Annotated in this window: 15 protein-coding genes and 2 pseudogenes; 8 read left to right on the forward strand and 9 right to left on the reverse strand. The window is 71.4% G+C overall.

All coding sequences use genetic code 11. From position 1 onward, the window contains the following. Positions 1-43 precede the first annotated feature (43 nt). Together LWF15_RS15030 and LWF15_RS15035 are read right to left on the reverse strand one after the other, a co-directional pair. The gene (locus LWF15_RS15030) at positions 44-499 is read right to left on the reverse strand and encodes a nucleoside/nucleotide kinase family protein (protein WP_232811422.1); all 456 of its coding nucleotides are present in this window, start codon (positions 497-499) and stop codon (positions 44-46) included. Positions 500-683: 184 nt separating this feature from the next. After that, the gene (locus tag LWF15_RS15035) at positions 684-944 is read right to left on the reverse strand and encodes a mycoredoxin (protein ID WP_232811423.1); all 261 of its coding nucleotides are present in this window, start codon (positions 942-944) and stop codon (positions 684-686) included. Positions 945-1043: 99 nt separating this feature from the next. Here LWF15_RS15035 and LWF15_RS15040 point away from each other — a divergent pair, with 99 nt between their 5' ends. The 7 genes from LWF15_RS15040 (at position 1044) to LWF15_RS15070 (ending at position 9450) form a co-directional block, all read left to right on the forward strand. Further along, complete coding sequence (locus LWF15_RS15040) at positions 1044-3179, forward strand: ATP-dependent DNA helicase UvrD2 (protein ID WP_232811424.1); 2136 nt, start codon at positions 1044-1046, stop codon at positions 3177-3179. Between the two features lie 82 nt (positions 3180-3261). Further along, positions 3262-5871, forward strand: coding sequence for an FtsK/SpoIIIE domain-containing protein (locus LWF15_RS15045; RefSeq protein WP_232811425.1), 2610 nt, complete (start codon positions 3262-3264; stop codon positions 5869-5871). Further along, on the forward strand, positions 5871-6518 hold the full coding sequence (locus LWF15_RS15050; protein ID WP_232811426.1) for a hypothetical protein: 648 nt from the start codon (positions 5871-5873) through the stop codon (positions 6516-6518). The genes LWF15_RS15045 and LWF15_RS15050 overlap by 1 nt, the downstream gene beginning before the upstream one ends. A 299-nt stretch (positions 6519-6817) precedes the next feature. Further along, on the forward strand, positions 6818-7090 hold the full coding sequence (locus tag LWF15_RS15055) for a hypothetical protein (RefSeq protein ID WP_232811427.1): 273 nt from the start codon (positions 6818-6820) through the stop codon (positions 7088-7090). A gap of 92 nt (positions 7091-7182) precedes the next feature. Then, a complete protein-coding gene (locus LWF15_RS38150) occupies positions 7183-7560 on the forward strand; it encodes a WhiB family transcriptional regulator (RefSeq protein WP_408623280.1) in 378 nt (125 codons plus the stop codon). A 120-nt stretch (positions 7561-7680) separates the two neighbouring features. After that, the gene (locus LWF15_RS15065) at positions 7681-7860 is read left to right on the forward strand and encodes a hypothetical protein (protein WP_232811428.1); all 180 of its coding nucleotides are present in this window, start codon (positions 7681-7683) and stop codon (positions 7858-7860) included. 126 nt (positions 7861-7986) lie between these two features. Then, the gene (locus tag LWF15_RS15070; protein ID WP_232811429.1) at positions 7987-9450 is read left to right on the forward strand and encodes an alkaline phosphatase family protein; all 1464 of its coding nucleotides are present in this window, start codon (positions 7987-7989) and stop codon (positions 9448-9450) included. Between the two features lie 252 nt (positions 9451-9702). On the opposite strand, the gene LWF15_RS15075 is transcribed toward LWF15_RS15070, so the two are convergent. From LWF15_RS15075 to LWF15_RS15095, 5 genes and pseudogenes are all read right to left on the reverse strand, one after another. Beyond that, positions 9703-9954, reverse strand: a complete 252-nt coding sequence (locus LWF15_RS15075) for a hypothetical protein (protein ID WP_232811430.1) — start codon at positions 9952-9954, stop codon at positions 9703-9705. 466 nt (positions 9955-10420) lie between these two features. Then, positions 10421-11752: an ABC1 kinase family protein gene (locus LWF15_RS15080; RefSeq protein ID WP_232811431.1), complete on the reverse strand. Its 1332-nt coding sequence runs from the start codon at positions 11750-11752 to the stop codon at positions 10421-10423. Positions 11753-12522: 770 nt separating this feature from the next. Further along, a complete protein-coding gene (locus LWF15_RS15085; RefSeq protein ID WP_232811432.1) occupies positions 12523-12954 on the reverse strand; it encodes a TOMM precursor leader peptide-binding protein in 432 nt (143 codons plus the stop codon). 912 nt (positions 12955-13866) lie between these two features. Further along, positions 13867-14565, reverse strand: a pseudogene (locus tag LWF15_RS38155) (ThiF family adenylyltransferase); the annotation flags it as partial. A 107-nt stretch (positions 14566-14672) separates the two neighbouring features. Continuing rightward, positions 14673-14828 (reverse strand): DUF5679 domain-containing protein, encoded by a 156-nt coding sequence (locus tag LWF15_RS15095; protein ID WP_214154278.1) that lies wholly within the window; start codon positions 14826-14828, stop codon positions 14673-14675. A 559-nt stretch (positions 14829-15387) separates the two neighbouring features. Between LWF15_RS15095 and LWF15_RS15100 the strand changes: the two are divergent. Further along, positions 15388-15945, forward strand: a pseudogene (locus LWF15_RS15100) (M48 metallopeptidase family protein); the annotation flags it as partial. A 250-nt stretch (positions 15946-16195) separates the two neighbouring features. Here LWF15_RS15100 and LWF15_RS15105 read toward each other — a convergent pair. Both LWF15_RS15105 and LWF15_RS15110 read right to left on the reverse strand, forming a co-directional pair. Further along, complete coding sequence (locus tag LWF15_RS15105) at positions 16196-16768, reverse strand: NUDIX hydrolase (protein ID WP_232811435.1); 573 nt, start codon at positions 16766-16768, stop codon at positions 16196-16198. Next, positions 16765-18300 carry a zinc-dependent metalloprotease gene (locus LWF15_RS15110; RefSeq protein WP_232811436.1) on the reverse strand — a complete coding sequence of 512 codons (1536 nt, stop codon included), beginning with the start codon at positions 18298-18300 and terminating at the stop codon, positions 16765-16767. The genes LWF15_RS15105 and LWF15_RS15110 overlap by 4 nt, the downstream gene beginning before the upstream one ends. Positions 18301-18574 lie beyond the last annotated feature (274 nt).

Below are 18574 nucleotides of genomic sequence, written 5' to 3' on the forward strand. Positions count from 1 at the left end.
GCCTCGGTGCCCGAAGGTCACCTCGGGTGGGTGGGGACGAACGTCAGGGTGTTCTCAGGGCGGGCCGGTCCGGATGGTCGAAGCGGACCACCAGATCGGCGTGCCCGGCCGGGTCGTCCTGGTCGAGATAACGCGACCAGGCACCCGAGACGCGCCCGGCCTCCTCGGCCGGCAACCGGCGTCCTAAGGCACCGGACGACACGTCCAGGTGAACCAGCAGGTCGAAGCCCTCACGGACGTCCTTACGGGTGAGAAAACGACCGTCCACCACGGCGACCGTGCCCGGGGGAGCCGGCTGCGGGGCAACCTTCACCGACCGGTCGGTGTCGGGATCACGCAGCTTGGGCAGCCAGGTGTGCCGCCCCTGCGGCAGCAAGGCGTCCAGCACCTCGCGGCGCAGCGCCGGGAAGTCGTACCAAAGGTCGTACACCGCGTCCGGGTCGTCGTGGCCGTACTCCAGGCGCACCGAACGACCCCGCAGGAAGTCCCGGGCGCTCACCCGGGCCACCGGCACGGCCTGCTCGGCCAGCGCCGCGGCGATCTGGTCGGCCAGCGCGCGGGTGTCCTGTTCGACCGGGCCGTCGACGCCCAGCCGCAGCCGCGGGCGCTCGGTACCGGACTCGCCCAGCAGCGCGATCAGCTGCTGGGCGACCCGGGTGGCCAGTTCTCGCGGAGTCAGCGGTTCAGACCGCGGCGCCGAGCCGGGACTTGACCTCGGCCAGCGACGGGTTGGTGGCGGCGGTGCCGTCCGGGAAGACCACGGTGGGCACGGTCTGGTTGCCGTTGTTCACCGACATCACGTAGTCGGCGGCGTCCGGGACCTCCTCGATGTTCACCTCGGTGAACCCGATGCCCTCGCGCTGCAGCTGGCTCTTGAGCCGCTTGCAGTAGCCGCACCAGGTGGTGCTGAACATGGTGATCGTGCCGGGGGCCGGGGCGTCCATCGAGACCATCCTTCAGGTCGGTCGAACTCGTCGAGCGTTCAACATCGTGCCATCGGGCTGTGTTCCCGGCCGGTGCGGGGCACCTGAGAGGATGCCCCGATGACCACCCCTGCCCTTGGTGCCGACGGCATGCTGGCCGGGCTGGACCCGGAGCAGCGCGAGGTCGCCCTGGCCGTGCGCGGCCCGGTCTGTGTGCTGGCCGGGGCCGGCACCGGCAAGACCCGGGCGATCACCCATCGCATCGCCTACGGCGTGCACGCCGGCGTCTACATACCCCAGCACGTCCTGGCCGTCACCTTCACCGCCCGTGCGGCGGGAGAGATGCGCACCCGCCTACGGCAGCTCGGCGTAGGGGGAGTGCAGGCGCGTACCTTCCACGCCGCCGCCCTGCGCCAGCTCGGCTACTTCTTCCCCCGGGTGATCGGCGGGCGGCCGCCGGAACTCCTGGAGCACAAGGCGCGGATGGTGGCCGACGCGGCGGCCCGGCTGCGCCTGACGGTCGACCGCACGTCTGTACGTGACCTGGCCGCCGAGATCGAGTGGTCCAAGGTCTCGCTGCTCACCCCGGAGAGCTACATCAAGGCGGCGCGTGCGGCCGGCCGGGGCGAACCGGGCGGCTTCCCCATCGAGGCGGTGTCCAGGCTGATCTCGGTCTACGAGGACACCAAGACCGACCGCGGAGTGATCGACTTCGAGGACGTCCTGCTGCTGATGTCCGGCATCATCGAGAGCCACCCCAACGTGGCCAACGAGGTACGCGCGCAGTACCGGCACTTCGTGGTGGACGAGTACCAGGACGTCTCCGCCCTCCAGCAGCGCCTGCTCAACCAGTGGCTGGGCGACCGCAAGGAGCTGTGCGTGGTCGGCGACCCGAGCCAGACCATCTACTCCTTCACCGGGGCCAGCCCCGAGCACCTGATGAAGTTCCCGCAGCTCTACCCCGACGCCACCGTCGTCCGGCTGGTCCGCGACTACCGCTCCACCCCGCAGATCGTGTCGCTGGCCAACCGACTGCTGGCCCGCCGGGTGAAGACCTCGGGCCCGGCCCCGCTGGAACTGCGCTCCCAGCGTCCCTCCGGTCCCGCGCCCCGGCTGACCGTTCACGACGACGACAGCGCCGAGGCCGCGGCGATCGCCAAGCAGGTCTCCGGGCTCCTGGAAGACGGGGTGCGCGCCCGGGAGATCGCCGTGCTCTTCCGCACGAACTCACAGTCCGAGCAGATGGAACAGGCGCTGGCCGACGCCGGGCTGCCGTACCAGTTGCGCGGCGGGGAGCGGTTCTTCGCGCGCAAAGAGGTGCGCGAGGCGGTCATGCTCATCCGGGGGGCCGCCCGCGGCGGCCTCGGTGAGGGAACCCTGCCAGAGGCGACCAGAGACGTCCTTTCGCACTGCGGTTGGACGCCGAAGGCGCCCGCCGGGGTGCAGGCGGGCGGGGTACGCGAGCGCTGGGAGTCGCTGCAGGCGCTGGCCGCGCTCGCCGACGACCTGGCCGCCACCCGCCCCCAGGCCACCCTGTCCGACCTGGTCGCCGAACTGGACGAGCGGGCCTCGGCGCAGCACGCGCCCTCGGTCGAGGGGGTCACGCTGGCCTCGCTGCACGCGGCCAAGGGCCTGGAGTGGGACGCGGTCTTCCTGATCGGCCTGTCCGAAGGGCTGATGCCGATCTCGTTCGCCGAGAACTGGGACGCGGTGGAAGAGGAACGTCGGCTGTTCTACGTCGGCATCACCCGCGCCCGTGAGCACCTGCACCTGTCCTGGGCCCGTTCGCGCAACCCCGGGGGCCGGGCCTCCCGCAACCCTTCGCGCTTCCTCGACGGCCTCTTCGTCGACAGCGGGCAGAGCGTTGCCGCGGAGCGTCGCGTGCCCAAGGTGCGCGAGTCCCGTCCTCCAACGCAACGTCCGCCGGCGCTCTGCAAGATCTGCAACCGGGCGCTGACCAGCGCGGTGGAACGCAAGGTGGGGCGTTGCTCGTCCTGCCCGGCGGGGTACGACGACGAGGTGCTGCAACGGCTGCGCGACTGGCGTACCGCCGCGGCCGAGGCCGCCCGTATGCCGCCCTACGTCATCTTCACCGACGCCACGCTGATGGCCATCGCCGAAGCCAACCCGAGCGAACCCGGACAGCTGGCCGTCGTACCGGGAGTGGGGGCGTCCAAACTCCAGCGGTTCGGCGACGACGTGCTGGCCGTGCTGGCCGGCCGGCCTCTGCCGGGAATGGACCTGGAATCCCCATAGAGGCCCGTCTCCATAGGATGGTGGCGTCCTGACCACCTATCGTGGTCGGTGACGCATCGGTCGCTTTTCGGAGGATCTCTCGGTGGTCAGCGCGAAGGCCCTGTTCGAGCGTTCGGTGAAGACGCACCTCGAGGCCTGGGGTCTGCTCGAGGCGGTCCGTGAGCGCCTCGACCGGCTGGAGGCCGACTCCACCCACAGCGCCGAGTCGGCCCAGCAGCAGACCGCGCTCGCGGCCCGGCTGGAACGCGCCGCCGCCGAGGCCGCCCCGCAGTGGCTGGGCGCTCCCTGGCAGGTGGTCGGGGAACAGCGCTTCCCGCTGGAGCGCGCGGCCCGGCCCGGTGAGCCGACGATGATCCGGGTGGCCGACGCGCAACCCCTGCCCGGAGTGGGGTTCCCGGTCGTGGTGCCGTTCGTCGGGGTCGGGCACATCGCACTCGAGGCCGACGCCCGCGACCCCGCCGTGGCCGGTCTCCTGCGCAGTATCATCACGCGGCTCGTGGCCGCCTTCCCGGCCGGTCAGCTGCGCATCCTGGCGGTCGACGGCGGCGCGCTGGGGGCGCCGTTGGCCCCCTTCCATGCGCTCATCCAGGCCGGCGTGATGAACCGCCCGGTGAGCGAGGCCGAGCAGTTGCGCGAGTTGCTGGCCGAGGCCGAGCAGCAGGTGCACGCCGTGCAGGCCGGCACCGAGACGTCTCCCGACGTGCTGGTGATCGTGGCCGCCGCGCTGCCCGCCAACTGCACCCGCAACGACCTGGCCCGGATCGCTGCGCTGGCCCACGCCGGGCCGGCCGCCCGGGTGCACCTGCTGCTGGCCGGCTATCCCAGCCAGACCCGCTCGGCCTGGGAACCCGGCCTCGAGCGGACCACGCTGATCACCGCCGATCCGGCGGCCCGCGGCCACTTCCGGGTGGGCGACCCGCCGGGCGAGACCTTCGGGGCCGACGGCCGCGCCCTCAACGCCCCGGTCACGCTCGACCCGGCGCCCCCGCCGGACCTGATCGAGGAACTCTGCCGCCGGATCGCCACGAAGACCGAGGCGGACAGTGCCCTGACGTTCGCCTCCCTGCTGCCCGAGCGGTTGTGGCAGGGCTCCTCGGTGAACGGGCTGACCACCACGGTCGGCCGGGTCGGCCGGGGCAGCGCCGACGTCTCGCTCGACGACTCCACCCCGCACTGGCTGGTGGCCGGGCGCACCGGCTCCGGCAAGACGGTGTTCCTGCTCGACGTGCTGTACGGCCTGGCCGCCCGCTACTCGCCCGACGAACTGGCGCTCTACCTGCTCGACTTCAAGGAGGGCGTGTCGTTCGCGGAGTTCATCCCGACCGACAACGACCCGACCTGGGTGCCGCACGCCCGCACCGTGGGTGAGGAGTCCGACCGGGAGTACGGGGTGGCCGTCCTGGCCGAGCTGGTGCGCGAGATGAGCCGCCGCGCCTCGGAGATGAAGAAGGCCGGGGTCACCAGCCTGAGCGCGCTGCGCAGCGCCCGGGCCGACGTGGCGATGCCGCGCATCCTCGCCGTGATCGACGAGTTCCACGTGCTGTTCCAGGGCAACGACGACACCGCCAAGCAGGCTGTGCGGCTGCTCGAGGAGGTGGCCCGCAAGGGCCGTTCCTACGGCATCCACCTGATCATGGCGAGTCAGTCGATCTCCGGCATCGAGGCGCTGTTCACCAAGGGCACCTCGATCTTCGGGCAGTTCGGGATGCGGGTGGCGCTCTCCGGCGGGGGCGGCATCCTGGGCCTGAACAACGACGCGGCCTCCGCGCTGCCGACCGGTCAGGTCGTCCTGAACCACGCGGCCGGGGTGGCCAGCGCCAACCGCCGGGCCCGGTTCCCCTTCGCCGACCCGGCCAGCCTCTACACGCTGCGGCACCGGATGTACGAGATGCGCACCCCCGGGTCCAAGCCGCCCACGGTGTTCAAGGGGTACGCGGAGTACTCGGTGGACGGCGCCCGGATTCCCTCGCGCGGGGGCCGGCGCAAGGTGGTCGCGGTCGGCCGGCAGGTCGACGTGGGGCTGAACGTGGCCGGTTTCGCGCTCGACTCCTCGCCGGGCCGGCACCTGGGCGTGCTCGGCACCTCGCTGGTCGGGGCCGACGTGCTCACCTCGGCCGCCACCAGCCTGGCCCGCCAGCACCAGCCCGGCAGCGCCACCTTCCACCTGGTCAGCCTGGTCGGCACGGCCGAGGACGAGGTCTGGGCGCTGAGGCAGCGGCTGCACGCCCAGGGCCACGAGGTCACCATGCTCACCCTCACCCAGTACAAGGAACTGGTGCAGAAGCTGGCGGCCCGCGGCTCCGGCGACCGCGACCATCCGGAGTACCTGTTCGTCTACGGCGCCGACGCGGCCTCTTCCACGCTGAAGCAGAAGGAGGGCCGGGGCCGCGCCCCGCTCGAGGACTTCCGCACGATCCTGCGCGAGGGGCCGGGCTGGGGTGTGCACGTGTTCGGCTGGTGGCGCGGGGTCCGCCGGCTCAGCGACGACCTGGGCCTGTCCGGGAAGGACGACGTGGCCGGGATCGTCGCGCTGAACGTGAAGGGCAACGAGGTGGGCTCGCTGATCGGCCGGGTGCACCTGCAGTGGCAGCCCCGGCACAACCGGGCCCTGTTCATCGACCGGCACGAGGACAAGGACGATCTGATCGTGCCGTTCGTGTCACCCGGGCGCTACAGCGAGGAGTACGCCTGATGGAGTCTCTGCCGGGGCCGGTGCCCTCCCGGGGCTGGGCCGACTACGCCGAGTACGCCCGTCGGCTGGACGAGGTGCGGGCTCAGGAGAACGCGCGCACGGCGGGTATCCGTGAGGGCGCCGCCGAGATGTCCGAGCACGCCGACGACCTGCACGCCAAGCTGGACACCCAGCGCCGGGGGCTGACCGCGTTCGCCCAGAAGGCCGGGTTCAAGTTCCCGGCCGGTCCGGCACCGCGTCCGGAAGGGCACGTCGAACCCCAGACCGAGCTCTCCCGGGTGGCCCAGCTGTACGACGCGGCCGAGCGGGACGGTACCGACGCGATCAACCGGGCCCTGGAGCCGAACCTGCTGCCGCGCACCGGCGCCGGCCTACGCGGCCTGCTGGTCTACGGAGTCACGGCTCTGGTGATCATGGTGGTGCAGTTCGTCGGATTCGCCACCACCGGCAACAACCCGGACTTCCTGCGCTACGGCGTGATCGTGCCGCTGCTCGGGTTCGTGGCGGCCTCGCTGGTGCTGCGGCAGGGCAACAAGGCGCGCGATCCGGACGTGCCGGTGGCCGCGCTGCCCACCCGGATGGGCCTGCTGCTGTGTTTCGGTGCGTTGCCGGTGCTGTTCGGAATCCTTGTGCTCCTGGATCGCTGAGTCCCGCCGTTTCCGGCGGCTGAACGACCGCTCAGTCAAACGCGGGCTTCGGCGTTCTGCCCTGGGCAGCACGATGCACTCGCAAACTTTTTTCATTTACCCAAAGATCTTGTGGGACAACGGGAACGCCTGTTCCGCTGGACCGTTCGGGTGGGCGGCACGCAGTATTCGCCGTTAAATACGTTGTCCCTCGGGCGCGGGGGCGTCTACTCTCAACACGTTGTCGCCGCACTGGCGACCAGAGCCCAGCGGCTCGGCCTGAAGAAGGCCGGCCCGAGATGAATGGAGGTGGCGGAGACGTGAACACGATGACTATCGAGATGCGTAGCACGACCGTCACCACCGCCTCGGGCAACCCGTTCATGGGCTCCCCCCTGGGCGTCGGCCGGTATCGCGTCGGGGTCACCCTCCAGCCTTCCTTGGGTGGAGTGTGCCTGCTGGCCGCCACTGGCTGGGATCGCGCCAGGAGTGGCTTTGCCGCCGCCGAGGCCGGTCGTCCGACGACTGTGCGCCCGAACTCCGACTTCTCCAAGCCCCGTTACGGGTCTCTGGCCAGCGATGGCTCCGGATAGGCACCAAGCCCTTTCCGGCCTCGCCAAAAGCCGTGGACCCCGATTCGGGTCCACGGCTTTTTCGTTGTCTGGCAAGGATTTTCAGGTCAGTGATGAGAGATCTTCCCGTTCCTGTACCGACGAGAAATGAAACAGCTCCCGGCTCGACCCGGGAGAACAACCCGAGGGGGATGAAACCCGTGCAGCTCACCGCCTTGCTCGACGCCTTGGTGGAAGAGGTCGACCCGACCTCCACCGAGATGCCATGCCGGGTGTTCGACGCGGAGCTCTGGTTCGCCGAGTCTCCGACGGATGTGGAGCACGCCAAGGCACTGTGCCACGACTGCCCGGTGCGTCAGGAATGCCTGGCCGGGGCCCTGGAACGGCATGAGCCGTGGGGGGTCTGGGGTGGGGAACTCTTCGTCGCCGGCGTGATCGTCGCGCGCAAGCGTCCCCGGGGCCGGCCGCGGAAGGTCGTGGTGGCTGCCTGATCTGCTCCGGCGGATCAGGCGGTCACCCGCCACCACCGCGTGACACCCCTCCGGCACCTGGCCACCGAACTGTCGAAATCACCAACCAATGCTTGATTTTCGTTCTTGAGGGGAAATGCCGTGCACGCCAACCTGTACAACTTCGAACTGATCAAAATGCAACACGCCGAGGCCCAGCGCCTCGCGGCCGACGAACGATGGGCCTCCGTGGTGCGACGGGCGAACCGCCGGACCCGCCGAGGACTGTGGACCAAGGTGACCCCGGCACGGGCAACCGCCCGTCAGGCGGTCACGGGCTGAGATTCTTTGTCCAAAGATGTATCTGGGACGCAACGTCATGGCTCTGACTAGCGTTTCGGACTGAGTGGGGGCTGACCATCGGAGGGGGTGGTCAGCCCCCACTTCGGCTGTCCTAGGGTCGCCGTCATGAGCGACACCGTTCCGGCCGCCATCGCGGCCGCCCTGACTTCGCCCGAGTTGGCCGCCGTCGTCGATCTCGTCGCCTATCCGGTCGAGGACGCCGACGGGCAGCGGGCGGTGATGGTGCACGGGCAGCACGGCGTGGTCCGGCTGCGCGCGGGGGAGCGGCACGATGTGGTCACCGGCGTCGATCCGGTGGCCCACACCGATCCGCTGGCCTTCCTTCCCTACGAATCGGAGTGTGCAGAACCCTCACCGGAGAACCGGCGCAACGCCTATCCCGAACCTGCCCGCCGGCTGCTTTCGTTCTTCGCCGATGCCGACCGCAGCCCGGACGTGGTGGTCGTGCATACGCCCTCGCACTACTTCCCCGAGACCGGCGGGCACCGGGGAGAGCATGGTTCGCTGGACGTCATCCAGTCCCGAGCGCCTTTTCTGCTCTCCGGCGCCGGGGTGAGCGGTCGGGGTCTGATTCCGGAGTATGTACGGGTTGTCGACGTGGCCCCCACGTTGCTCGAGCTGGCCGGGGTTCCGGTGCCGAACGGTCTCGACGGAACGGCCTACCCCACGGGCGAGTCGCGGGGACGTTTCGTGGTCGGGCTGCTGTGGGACGGGGCGCACTGCTCGGATCTGCTGGCCTTGGCTTCCGCCGGTGAGCTCCCGGCCGTGGCCTCACTGCTGGGTGACGGGTTGGCGCTGACCGGCGGAGCCGTGGCCGAATTCCCCAGCGTGACGTTGTGCAACCACACCTCAGCGCTGACCGGGGTCGGGCCTGGACGCCACGGAATCCTGGGCAACGTGTTCTACGACCGGGCGAGGGGCGAGCGGATCAACGCCAACGACGAAAGCACCTGGCATCGAAGCGCCGAGTGGCTCCGGCCCGACGTGTCTACGGTGTTCGAGATGCTGACTGCCGCCCGGCCTGAGGCACGCAGTGTCTGCATCAATGAGGCGGTGGATCGCGGGGCCACGGTCTCGACCATGCAGCTGTTGCGGGAGGTCGCGCACGACGGTCCGGTCTCGGCCCTCTTACCCCCGGCTGAGCAGAGCCCGTATCTGGGCGAGTCGCGCCATCTGGCCGACCACTACTTCCGCTGGGCTACCCAGGTCGACGACTCCGGCCTGAACCAGGTGCTGCAGGAATGGGCCGATCCCGCGGCTGCGCCGGCCCTGACCTGGTGGGCCACGGTGGTCACCGACGCGGGGCATCATGCCGGTGGGCCTCGCTCACCGATCGCCCGGGACAGCCTGCGCGATGCGGACCGGCGGCTCGGCGTGTTCCTGACCCACCTCGACTCGCTGGGCCTACGTGAACAGGTCACCTTCCTGCTCACCGCCGACCACGGCTTCGAGAAGGCGGACGAGGCGGCCACCGGTTCGTGGAAGAGCGCTCTGGCCGATGTCTGTGAGCGAGCGGGAGTCACCTACCGCAACGAAGGGCCCGGCTTCGTCTACCTGAACGTGAGGTGAACGGTCGATCCGGTCCTGCTTTTGTGGTTATCCGTGAAAATGCCAGGTGAATGACCTGATCAGGTTCAGTGGAAAACCGGTTGTGTATTAGGCACGCCTAAATCTGCGGTCGCTGCAGTAAGGCGGGGCCGTTGCGGTGAGCGGCCGCGCCGCTCCTACCTCGGGGTGGGAGCGGCGACCTCGGCCCGGCGGGAGTGCTGTGAGGGTTGGTGGTGCGGCCGGGTGCTGTTGGGTGCTGCCGGTAAGCGCTGGTCAGCGCCGGGAGGGACGTACGTCCTGTCCGGCTTCGATCTCCAGAATCCGCTCCCGGGCGCAGCTTTCGCAGTCCCAGAGGGCAATTCCGTTGATCAGTGACCAGGCGCCGACAACCCGGTGCAGGCCCTCGGGGGCCGTGGCCAGGCAGGTGCGGCAGTGGGTGTGGGGGTCGGTCTGCGTGGGGATGGCAGACAGGCCGGTGGATTCGGCGGGGGAGGGGCGAGTCTCTGAACGCAGTGAGCCACTCATGGGTTTCAGGGTACGCATTCCGAGTAACGCGCGGATGTCGCTTCACCGTTCCGGCGGATATCTGGACGACATCTGGACGTAGCCCGCGGGGGTGCTCGGCGCGGAATTTCGTCTCGAAAGGCGGGATCAGAGTCTCAATTAACGGACGTCGGTAGCGCCTGGGTTTCCTGGGTCGCCTTGACGGCGGCAACCGTGTGTGACTGTGCCCAGAATGGAGGACTTGCTGGTCGCAGGCCGTGTGTGCAGTACGCAGGAGGCGGCCCGACCACCCTGGCGTGTCGGCTCCGGGCCTCACGCAGGGTCAGCCGGCGCGGGCCGTGACCCTCTCCAGGCCCGGCCCGCACCGGCAGGCGCCCTCACTCGCACTTACAAAGACGCGTGCTCACGAGGATCGGTTGCCGGAGCCGGATGTGGTGCGCATCACTGCAGCACCCGTACAGCGGAAGGGGCCGCCGGTTCCGGAGAGTCAGCCCCGCTCGACAGCGGGCGCCTCGAACTCGGGCAGCCACTCGGCCAGCACCTCCGGCACCGGCACGTCGCCGTCGATCTGGCAGAGCACGGCGATGCCGCCCAGCCAGACCCGGTGGATCAGCAGGTACTCCGGCGGCAGGTTGAGCTTCAGCCCCATCGTCCAGTCCGGCCGCCGCACGTCGTTGACGTAGGCGAACAGCGAGCGCATCCAGGCCCGCTCGAAGCGCCAGGTGGGGTGGCGGATCGGCTCGATGAACGGGGCCAGGTAGGTGAGCAGGGCCTCGCCGTCGATCGTGATCGAGGACTTGATGAAGCCGAGCTCGCGCAGCCCGTCCACGACCTCCTGCGAGCGGCCGGCCAGGGCCAGGGTGAGCAGCCGGCCCATCTCCGGCGGCATGCCGTCGGGCAGGCGCTTGACCGCGCCGAAGTCGAGGACGCCGAACCGGCCGTCGTCCAGCAGCCGGTAGTTGCCCGGGTGCGGGTCGGCGTGCAGCAGCCCGGCCCGGGCCGGGCCGGCCAGCAGGAACTCCATGTAGCGGCGGGCCCCGAGGTCACGCTCCTCCTGGGTGCCGGAGGCGATCAGCTGGGAGAGCGGCACCCCGTCGAGCCACTCGCTCACGATCACGTGCTCGCTGCTGACCAGGACGTCGGGGATGGCGAAGACCGGGTCACCGCGGAAAGCCTTGGCGAACCGGGCCTGGGTCTTGGCCTCGAGCGTGTAGTCGAGTTCCTCGACCATGCGGGCCTTCAGCTCGTCGAGGATCGGCTTCACGTCCAGGCCGGGGATCCACCCGGCGGCCACCCGGCCCACCCGGGTGACCTGGTTCAGGTCGGCGATCAGGGCGGCCCCGGCCCCCGGGTACTGGATCTTCACGGCGCACGGCCGGCCGTCCCGCCAGACCGCGCGGTGCACCTGGCCGATCGAGGCGGCCGCGGCGGGCTGGTCGTCGAACTCGCGGAACTTGCTGGTGCGCCAGCGCGGCCCGAGTTGCTCGGCCAGCACCCGGTGCACGGTGGCGGCGGGCAGCGGGGGAGCCGAGTCCTGCAGCTTGGTCAGGGTGGCGCGGTAGGGCCCGGCCACCTCTTCGGGCAGCGCGGCCTCGAAGATGCTCAGCGCCTGGCCGAACTTCATCGCACCGCCCTTGAGCTCGCCGAGCACCCGGAAGAGCTGCTCGGCGGTGCGCGCCTGCATCTCGGCGGCGACCAGCTCGGCGGGCTTCCCGCCCAGGCGCTTGCCGAGCCCCAGGGCGGTGCGTCCGGCAGCGCTCAGCGGGAGGGAGGCCAGCTTCGCCGTCCGGGTGACCGCGCGACGCGGCAGATCTGTCACGGCCACATTCTCCCTGCTGCCCCTCACCTGCGCGCGCTCGCACGACGCCCGAGTCGCTCCGGATGCCTCCGCCCGCGGTGACGAAGCTTCGGGAGGTGGCTCGACCGTGCTGACTTCAACCCCCGGCCCCGCAGCTGTGGGCGTCGGGACGCTTGGCAGGAGGGCGGACCGGTGGCCGGCGAGCGGAGGGGATCAGACAGGGCCCAGCTATCTGGTACATCACCTCGGTGTCGTCGACCAGGGCTGGAAACCGTGGGCGAACATGGCCGGCACTCAGCCAGGCGACCATGTCGGGCCGGACAGCGGTGCTGTCGCCGCGGGCTCGGGCCTGAACTTCAGGAAGCTGGGCCTGGTACCTCCAGATCCCCATACTTCTGGGCGGCCGCCTCGACCACTTTCCCGCTGACCTGGACCAGGTCAGGCCGGCGGCCACTGCCTCGGCGAAGTGGTGGGTGTCGGCACTGAGGTCGGCCGGGCGAGAATCGGTTCAAGCGCCTGATCTACGTCTAGGCCTGCCCGCCGCTGGCGAGCACGCTGTCCAGTACGCCGTCGGTGGTGACGCCCTCCAGTTCGGCCTCGGGGCGCAGCGGCATCCGGTGCCGGTGCGTGGCCGGGGCCAGCGCCTGCCTCCCCGGCCCGCCCGCCCGGCTGGCCGGCCCGCCTGCCCGGCTGGCCGGCCCGCCTGCCCGGCCTGGCCTGCTCGGCCTGGCCTGGCCTGCCCTGGCCTGCTCGGCCTGGCCTGCCCGGCCTGCCTGTCTGGCCTGCCGTGCCTACCCGGGCCGCGTTGGCGACGGGGTCGGCCAGGCGCACCCGCAGGCCGGATGCATCCGCCAAGGACGTCGCGCGACCAGGCCGTCCGGAAGCTCAACCTCCAGCGTGGCACCCACTGCGGCGGGCTGACTCAGGCCGTCCAGCTCGGCCAGCACCTGCAGCGCGGCCAGGCCCGCGGCCAGGCTCGCGCTGGCCGTTTCCTCGTGTTCTGCGAACGGGTGCTCCGGCAACTGGGAAAGCACCCGTGGCCAGTCGGGGTCGCGGTCCCGCCGGTGCAGGTCGAGGCAGCGCAGGCAGGGAGTGCGACCGGGCCGGACCAGCGGGCCGACCACCACTCCGTCCTCACCGACGACGACGGCCAAGTGCGGGATGTCGGCGCTCATCAGGTAGTCGGCGCGGGCTGCGTCGGCGATGCCGTGGCTGACCAGCACCACCAGATCCGCTTCGACGAGTTCGGGGTCGAAGGTGCCGTCGGGCCGGTGCGCTGGGGCCGGCCGCCGCGCGGTGGAGGGCCGACGCTTCGGTTCCGGGGGTGGCGGGGGCCGGCGGTGGGGGGATTCACGGCGTGGGGATTCTGGGTGTGGGGATTCTCGGTATGGGGATTCTTGGCTTGGGGGCGGATCGCTTTGGGGCTCGGCGGTGCTCTGCCCCGGTGGTTCGACGGGTTGGGGTGCCGTGTGCAGCCGCCTCGGTTCGTGGGGTTGAGGGGCAGGGTGCGGCCAGGTTGGTTCCTCGGAGTAGACGACTGCGGCTGACGAGGACGGCTGGGGTCGTGAACGGGCTGGTCCGGCCCGGTAGGAGCGGGCGTCTGCAGCGCCGGTTGAGCGGGACTGCAGGCCGAGTGGGCTGTGGAGATGGGGAGAGACGCCGGCCTGGCCTCTCAGGTGGAGAGGCGTGTCAGCCGGGTTGGCCCAGGGGAGGGGGGTGTCGACCGGGCTGCTCAGGTACGGAGGTGGCCCGGTGGGGTTGGTCGGGTGGGCGGGCCGTTCGGTCGGATGGCCCGGCTGAGGATGCGTGCCGGCCGGGTTGGGTGGGCGTGGAATTGGCCCGGCGGTATTGCTCGGGTTGTTCGGGCGGGGAGGCACACCGTCGGCACCGCTCAGGCCAGGAAGTGGGCTGGCTGAGCTCGTCGGGGGGTGGGGTGGGCCGGCCGGGCGGCGTTCGTGGGTGGGGCTGGGTGGGTTGGGCGAGGGGCCTGCTGGCTCGGCCGGGTGTGGGGGCGCGGGCTTGGCGGCCCAGGGCGCTGCGGTTGCTCTTGCCCCCATCGGGCTGCCCGGTGGTGAGGTGTGGGCGCGGAGTTGGGGGTGGCCACCGGCCCGGCGGACGATGTCCTGGGCGACGGACTGGCGGGTGCGCCCGAGGTCGGGCCGGCCTGCGCCTGCGGGGGCCAGGTCGGCGGCGGTGACGCGGCCGGCGTCGCGGACCAGGACGGTGCCCACGCCGGCGGCGGCCAGGGTGGCGCAGAGGGTGCTGCCGAGTCGACCGGCGCCGTGGACGAGCACGACGCGGGCTGCGCGGGCGGCCAGAACGGGCCAGCCGTCTGCCGAGCGGGGGTGGACCACGGACCAGACGGCTGCGTCGGGGGCCAGGCGGGCGGCGGCCTGGCCGAGCCGGCCCGGCTCAGGGGTGGCGGGGCCGGATACGGCCAGGACTCCTGCTTCGGCCAGCACCCCGACCAGGGCCCGGCCGCGGCCGGGATCGCCGTACGCGGTCAGGCCTCCGGGGACGGCGGCGTCGATGCCGTGGCGCAGGGCCTCCAGCAGGGGGATGTCCTGCAGGGTGAGGCCGGTGATCACGGTGCCGCGGCGCCGGGACAGCCCGATCTGCAGCGTGCCCGGATCGCGCCAGACCCGCCGGAGCCCGGGCTTGAGACGTAGACGCACGAGACGTTCCCCCTTCGACCCGGCAAGCGTGTCAGGAGGGGCGATCGCGTGCGTCCGACCGTCCACAGGACGGGCGGAGGCTGTGGATAACTCTGTTGGTGGTGGCGATGGTGGGCGGCCAGGACCTGATCGCCGTCCCGGCCCGCGCCACCGGTGCACCTTCGGCAGCCCGCGGTCGTGCTGATCGTGCTGGATCGTGCCTGCGGGCCTGCCGAGTGCGTCGCGCCGACCGGTTCAGCGGCCGGGCGACTGCCTGAAGGTGCTGGTCAGGCCTTGCCGAGGATGCGGTTCAGGTTCGTCCCGCAGACGGGGCAGGTGCCCTTGGCCATCCGGCGGCCGTTGGTCTCCACGACCTTGCCCTCGGCCTGACGCTTCTCCTTGCACTTCACGCAGTAGAACTCGCCGCTGTAGGTGTCCGACATCTTCGCTCCTGGTTACGGCTTGTGTGTGTGGATCTGGCTGCATCGACCGCTCGTGAAGAGGCGGTGCCCTGACTGGGCGTGACGCCTTCGGCGGCGACTCACCGGCCCGGTCGGGTCGTCACATTAGCTCAGCACGCGGGTTGTGCCTGCTTAGACGGCTAATCGGCGCGCCGGGAGGACCGTCGACCGGGGTAATATGTCGGTTTTATAACGACGTGTCCGGTACTGGCAGTAAGAACTGCCACATGCTCGAGGCGCATGAAAAGGGGCTCCGGGCCGATCACCGTGCGCCTTCCCCAGCGCGCGAAGATCGTTACCCGGAGCCCTGGCGCATCACGCTAGAAGGTGCTTGGCCCGACGTCAATCGGTTCTGGCATACAGGGCTGCACCGGTCGTGCCCCCTCCTGTGGACAAAGCTGTGGAAAAACGACCCGGCGCTCAGATCCGCACCTGCCCACCGCCCGGACATCGCGCGCAAGGGCAAGTCGTAGCTGCGGTTGTGCAATCACTTGGCTGCGGAAGGCAGCTTCCTGGGGCATTCGCCGGGTACGGTGCCCAGGTGGCCATTAGCACGCCGGAACCGGCAGACGACTCGCGGGTCGAGGTACGCCGGAGCGGCCGGCGCCGCAGCACGGTTACGGCCTACCGCGAGGCCGGCCGCACGGTGGTGCTCATCCCCGCCCGTTTCACCCCCAGCCAGGAGCGGGAATGGGTGCAACGGATGCTCGAGCGGCTGGAGGCCCAGGAACGTCGACGGCGCCCGGGTGACGAGGAACTGATGACCCGGGCGGAGACGCTGAACGAGCGCCACCTCCGCGGCCTGGCCACTCCGGCGAGCGTGACCTGGGTGCAGAACCAGAACACCCGCTGGGGGTCGTGCACCCCGGCCGACCGTTCGATCCGGCTGAGCACCCGCCTGCTCGGCATGCCGTCGTGGGTGCTCGACTACGTGCTGCTGCACGAGCTGGCCCACCTGATCGAGCCGGGGCACGGGCCGGACTTCTGGTCGCTGCTGGACACCTATCCCCGCACCGAGCGGGCCCGGGGCTTCCTCGAGGGCTTCTCCGCCGCGCGCGACCTACCTGCCGACGAGGACCAGCCCGGCTTCTCGCCGGACGGGGACAACCCGGCCGACCACGCGGCTCACGCAGACCAGGACGACGAGGCGGACGAGACGGTCCGGCCGGCCCGCGAGACCGACGTGGACGACGAGGACCTGGACGACACCGTCGGCTTCCTGCCGGTGCCGGCAGCCACCGGCAAGCCTTCGGGCAAACCGGTGGCGGGACTGCCGGCCACCAAGCCCGGCAGTCCGCGCAAGGCCCCGCAGATCACGTCCTGAAGGCCACCGGCCGGTCGACCGGGCCTCAGCGCTGCGCGGCCAGCACCTGCACGGCGCGCCGGACGAGCTCCGGCACTCCGGAGGCCAGGTTGTCGGGTAGTGCGTCGGCGGGCCACCACTGCACCTGGGGCGACTCGCTGCTCGGGGTGGGCGCCAGGACGTCGGCGAGCATCAGGTACTGCAGGTCGAGGTGCCAGTCGACGATGCCGGGCGCGCACGGCGCGGGGTGCCGCGAGAGCAGGACCGGCGCCCCCAGGACCCGGCCGGACAGGCCGGTCTCCTCCCGCACCTCGCGGGCCGCGGCCTGGTCACCACTGGTGTCGTCCGGCTCGAAGTGACCGCCGGGCTGCACCCACTTCTGCATCCGGTGGTGGAACACCAGGCAGGTCTGCGTGCCGTCCGGACTCAGCACCGCGGCCGAGGCCGTCAGGTGCGCCGGGGTCTGCTCACGGCGCAGCAGCCCGTCACCGGTGCTGGCCAGCAGCGCCAGCCAGGCGGTCTGCTCGAAGCGCTCGTCCGGGCCGTCCGGGCGGGCGTTGCGCAGGGCGGCGCCGACATCTTCCAGAAGCCGGCCGCCGCCCTGGGGCAGGTTGCTCACTTGTCGCCGTCGCCCTTTTCCTCGTCCAACCCGCCGTCGAGCATCCGGGCCAGCTCCGCGTCCATGTCGTCGCCCTGCGACTCGACCTGCGCGAAGCCCACCGGGTCGGCGAACGCGGCCTCGTCGGGAGCGATGTCGGGGTGCGCCCACAGCGCGTCGCGGCCCGCCGCCCCGCGGGCGGCGGTCAGCGCCGACCACACCGCAGCGGCCTCCCGCAGCCGGCGGGGACGCAGCTCCAGGCCGACCAGCGAGGCGAACGTGTGCTCGGCCGGCCCGCCCGCGGCGCGACGCCGGCGGATGGTCTCCTGCAGGGCGGAGGCGTGCGGCAGCGAGTGCCGGGCGGCCTCGTCGACCACCGTGTCCACCCAGCCCTCGACCAGGGCCAGGGCGGTCTCCAGCCGGTCGAGCGCGGCCTGCTGCTGCGGGGTGCGCTCGGGCTCGAAGATGTCCGAGGCCAGGGCCTGCTGCATGGCCTCCGGGTCGCTCGGGTCGATGTCCCGGATCGCCGACTCGATCCGGTCGGTGTCGATCACGATGCCGCGGGCGTACTCCTCCACCGCGGCGAGCAGGTGCGAGCGCAGCCACGGCACCCCGGCCACCAGCCGGGCGTGGGCGGCCTCGCGCAGGGCCAGGTAGAGGCGGACCTCGTCCTCCTCCAGCCCCAGGCCGTTGCCGAACTCGCTCAGGTTGACCGGGATCAGGGCCACCTTGCCGGCCGGCAGCAGGGGCAGGCCGACGTCGCCGCCGCCGATCACCTCGCGCGAGAGCCCGCCGATCGCGTGACCAAGCTGCGCCCCGAAGAACGTGCCACCCATCTTGCGCATCATCGGCAGGGCGCCGCCCAGCAGGGCCCGCATCTCCGGGGGAGCCTGCTCGGTCAGTGCCTTGGCCATCGCCTCGCCGACGCTCAGCGCCACCGGCTCGACCACGACCTTCCAGACCCCGAGCGTGTTCTCGATCCACTCGGCCCGGCTCCAGGCCTCGGTGCGCCCGGTCGCGGCGGGCAGGTCGCAGACCCGGTCCAGCCACAGGTCGGCGGTGCGCAGGGCCTCGGCGACCTTACGGTGCTGGGCGTCGCCGACGCTCGGGTCGCCGCCCTCGGCCGCGGCCTGGCGGGCCACGGTGGTGGCCAGCTCCCAGTTCACCGGGCCGTCGCCGCCGGACATCATCATCTGCTGCACCGAGTTGAGCATGGCCTGCAGCGACTGCGGGTCCTGCGGCATACCGGGCAGGTTCAGCATCCCCGGCGGAAGGTTGCCGAGCAGGTCCGGCGGCAGGTTCGGGCCCGCCCCACCGCCCATGAAGGCGGCGAACAGCCCGGCCAGCGGGTCCTGCGGGTCCTCGTCCGGCTTCGGCCGTCCGGCCCCGCCGGTGGGCAGGTCGGAGCCGAACCCGATGCGCGGCCCGGTGCCCCCGGCGCCCCCGGAGGGCGGGGTGCCCGGTTCGTCGCGGGGCTGGCCGGACTGCTGGTTCTCGTCGTCGCGGGGGCCTTCGGACTCAGCGTCCCGGCCGTCCCGGTTTCCCTCGCTCATGTTCGGTCTCCCTCGCTGACGATCGCCCGGCCGCCGTCGTTCGTTGCTCGTGCTGGTCTGCCCGGTGCGGTCAGGTGCTGCCCGCCGTCCCGGCCCGGCGCCCCACGTCTCTTCCCAGGGTCGCACCGATCGGCCGACGGTACCGGCGGGCGCACCGGCACCGGCCGGTGTTGTCCGCAGATCCTGCCCGGTCGGCGACGGTGGTGCCCGACCGGGGTGCATCCGGTTGTTCAGAGCGTCCAACGCGCGGGAGCCCGTCGGTGAGCCGTGATCC

The organism is Kineosporia rhizophila, from assembly GCF_021277265.1.
GTDB lineage: Bacteria > Actinomycetota > Actinomycetes > Actinomycetales > Kineosporiaceae > Kineosporia > Kineosporia rhizophila.

Excerpts from the sequence above, each read along its gene's own strand:
- LWF15_RS15040 (WP_232811424.1), top strand. The coding sequence starts at position 1,044 with ATGACCACCCCTGCCCTTGGTGCCGACGGCATGCTGGCCGGGCTGGAC.
- LWF15_RS15035 (WP_232811423.1), bottom strand. The coding sequence starts at position 944 with ATGGACGCCCCGGCCCCCGGCACGATCACCATGTTCAGCACCACCTGG.
- LWF15_RS15050 (WP_232811426.1), top strand. The coding sequence starts at position 5,871 with ATGGAGTCTCTGCCGGGGCCGGTGCCCTCCCGGGGCTGGGCCGACTAC.
- LWF15_RS15070 (WP_232811429.1), top strand. The coding sequence starts at position 7,987 with ATGAGCGACACCGTTCCGGCCGCCATCGCGGCCGCCCTGACTTCGCCC.
- LWF15_RS38150 (WP_408623280.1), top strand. The coding sequence starts at position 7,183 with ATGAGAGATCTTCCCGTTCCTGTACCGACGAGAAATGAAACAGCTCCC.
- LWF15_RS15095 (WP_214154278.1), bottom strand. The coding sequence starts at position 14,828 with ATGTCGGACACCTACAGCGGCGAGTTCTACTGCGTGAAGTGCAAGGAG.
- LWF15_RS15075 (WP_232811430.1), bottom strand. The coding sequence starts at position 9,954 with ATGAGTGGCTCACTGCGTTCAGAGACTCGCCCCTCCCCCGCCGAATCC.
- LWF15_RS15110 (WP_232811436.1), bottom strand. The coding sequence starts at position 18,300 with ATGAGCGAGGGAAACCGGGACGGCCGGGACGCTGAGTCCGAAGGCCCC.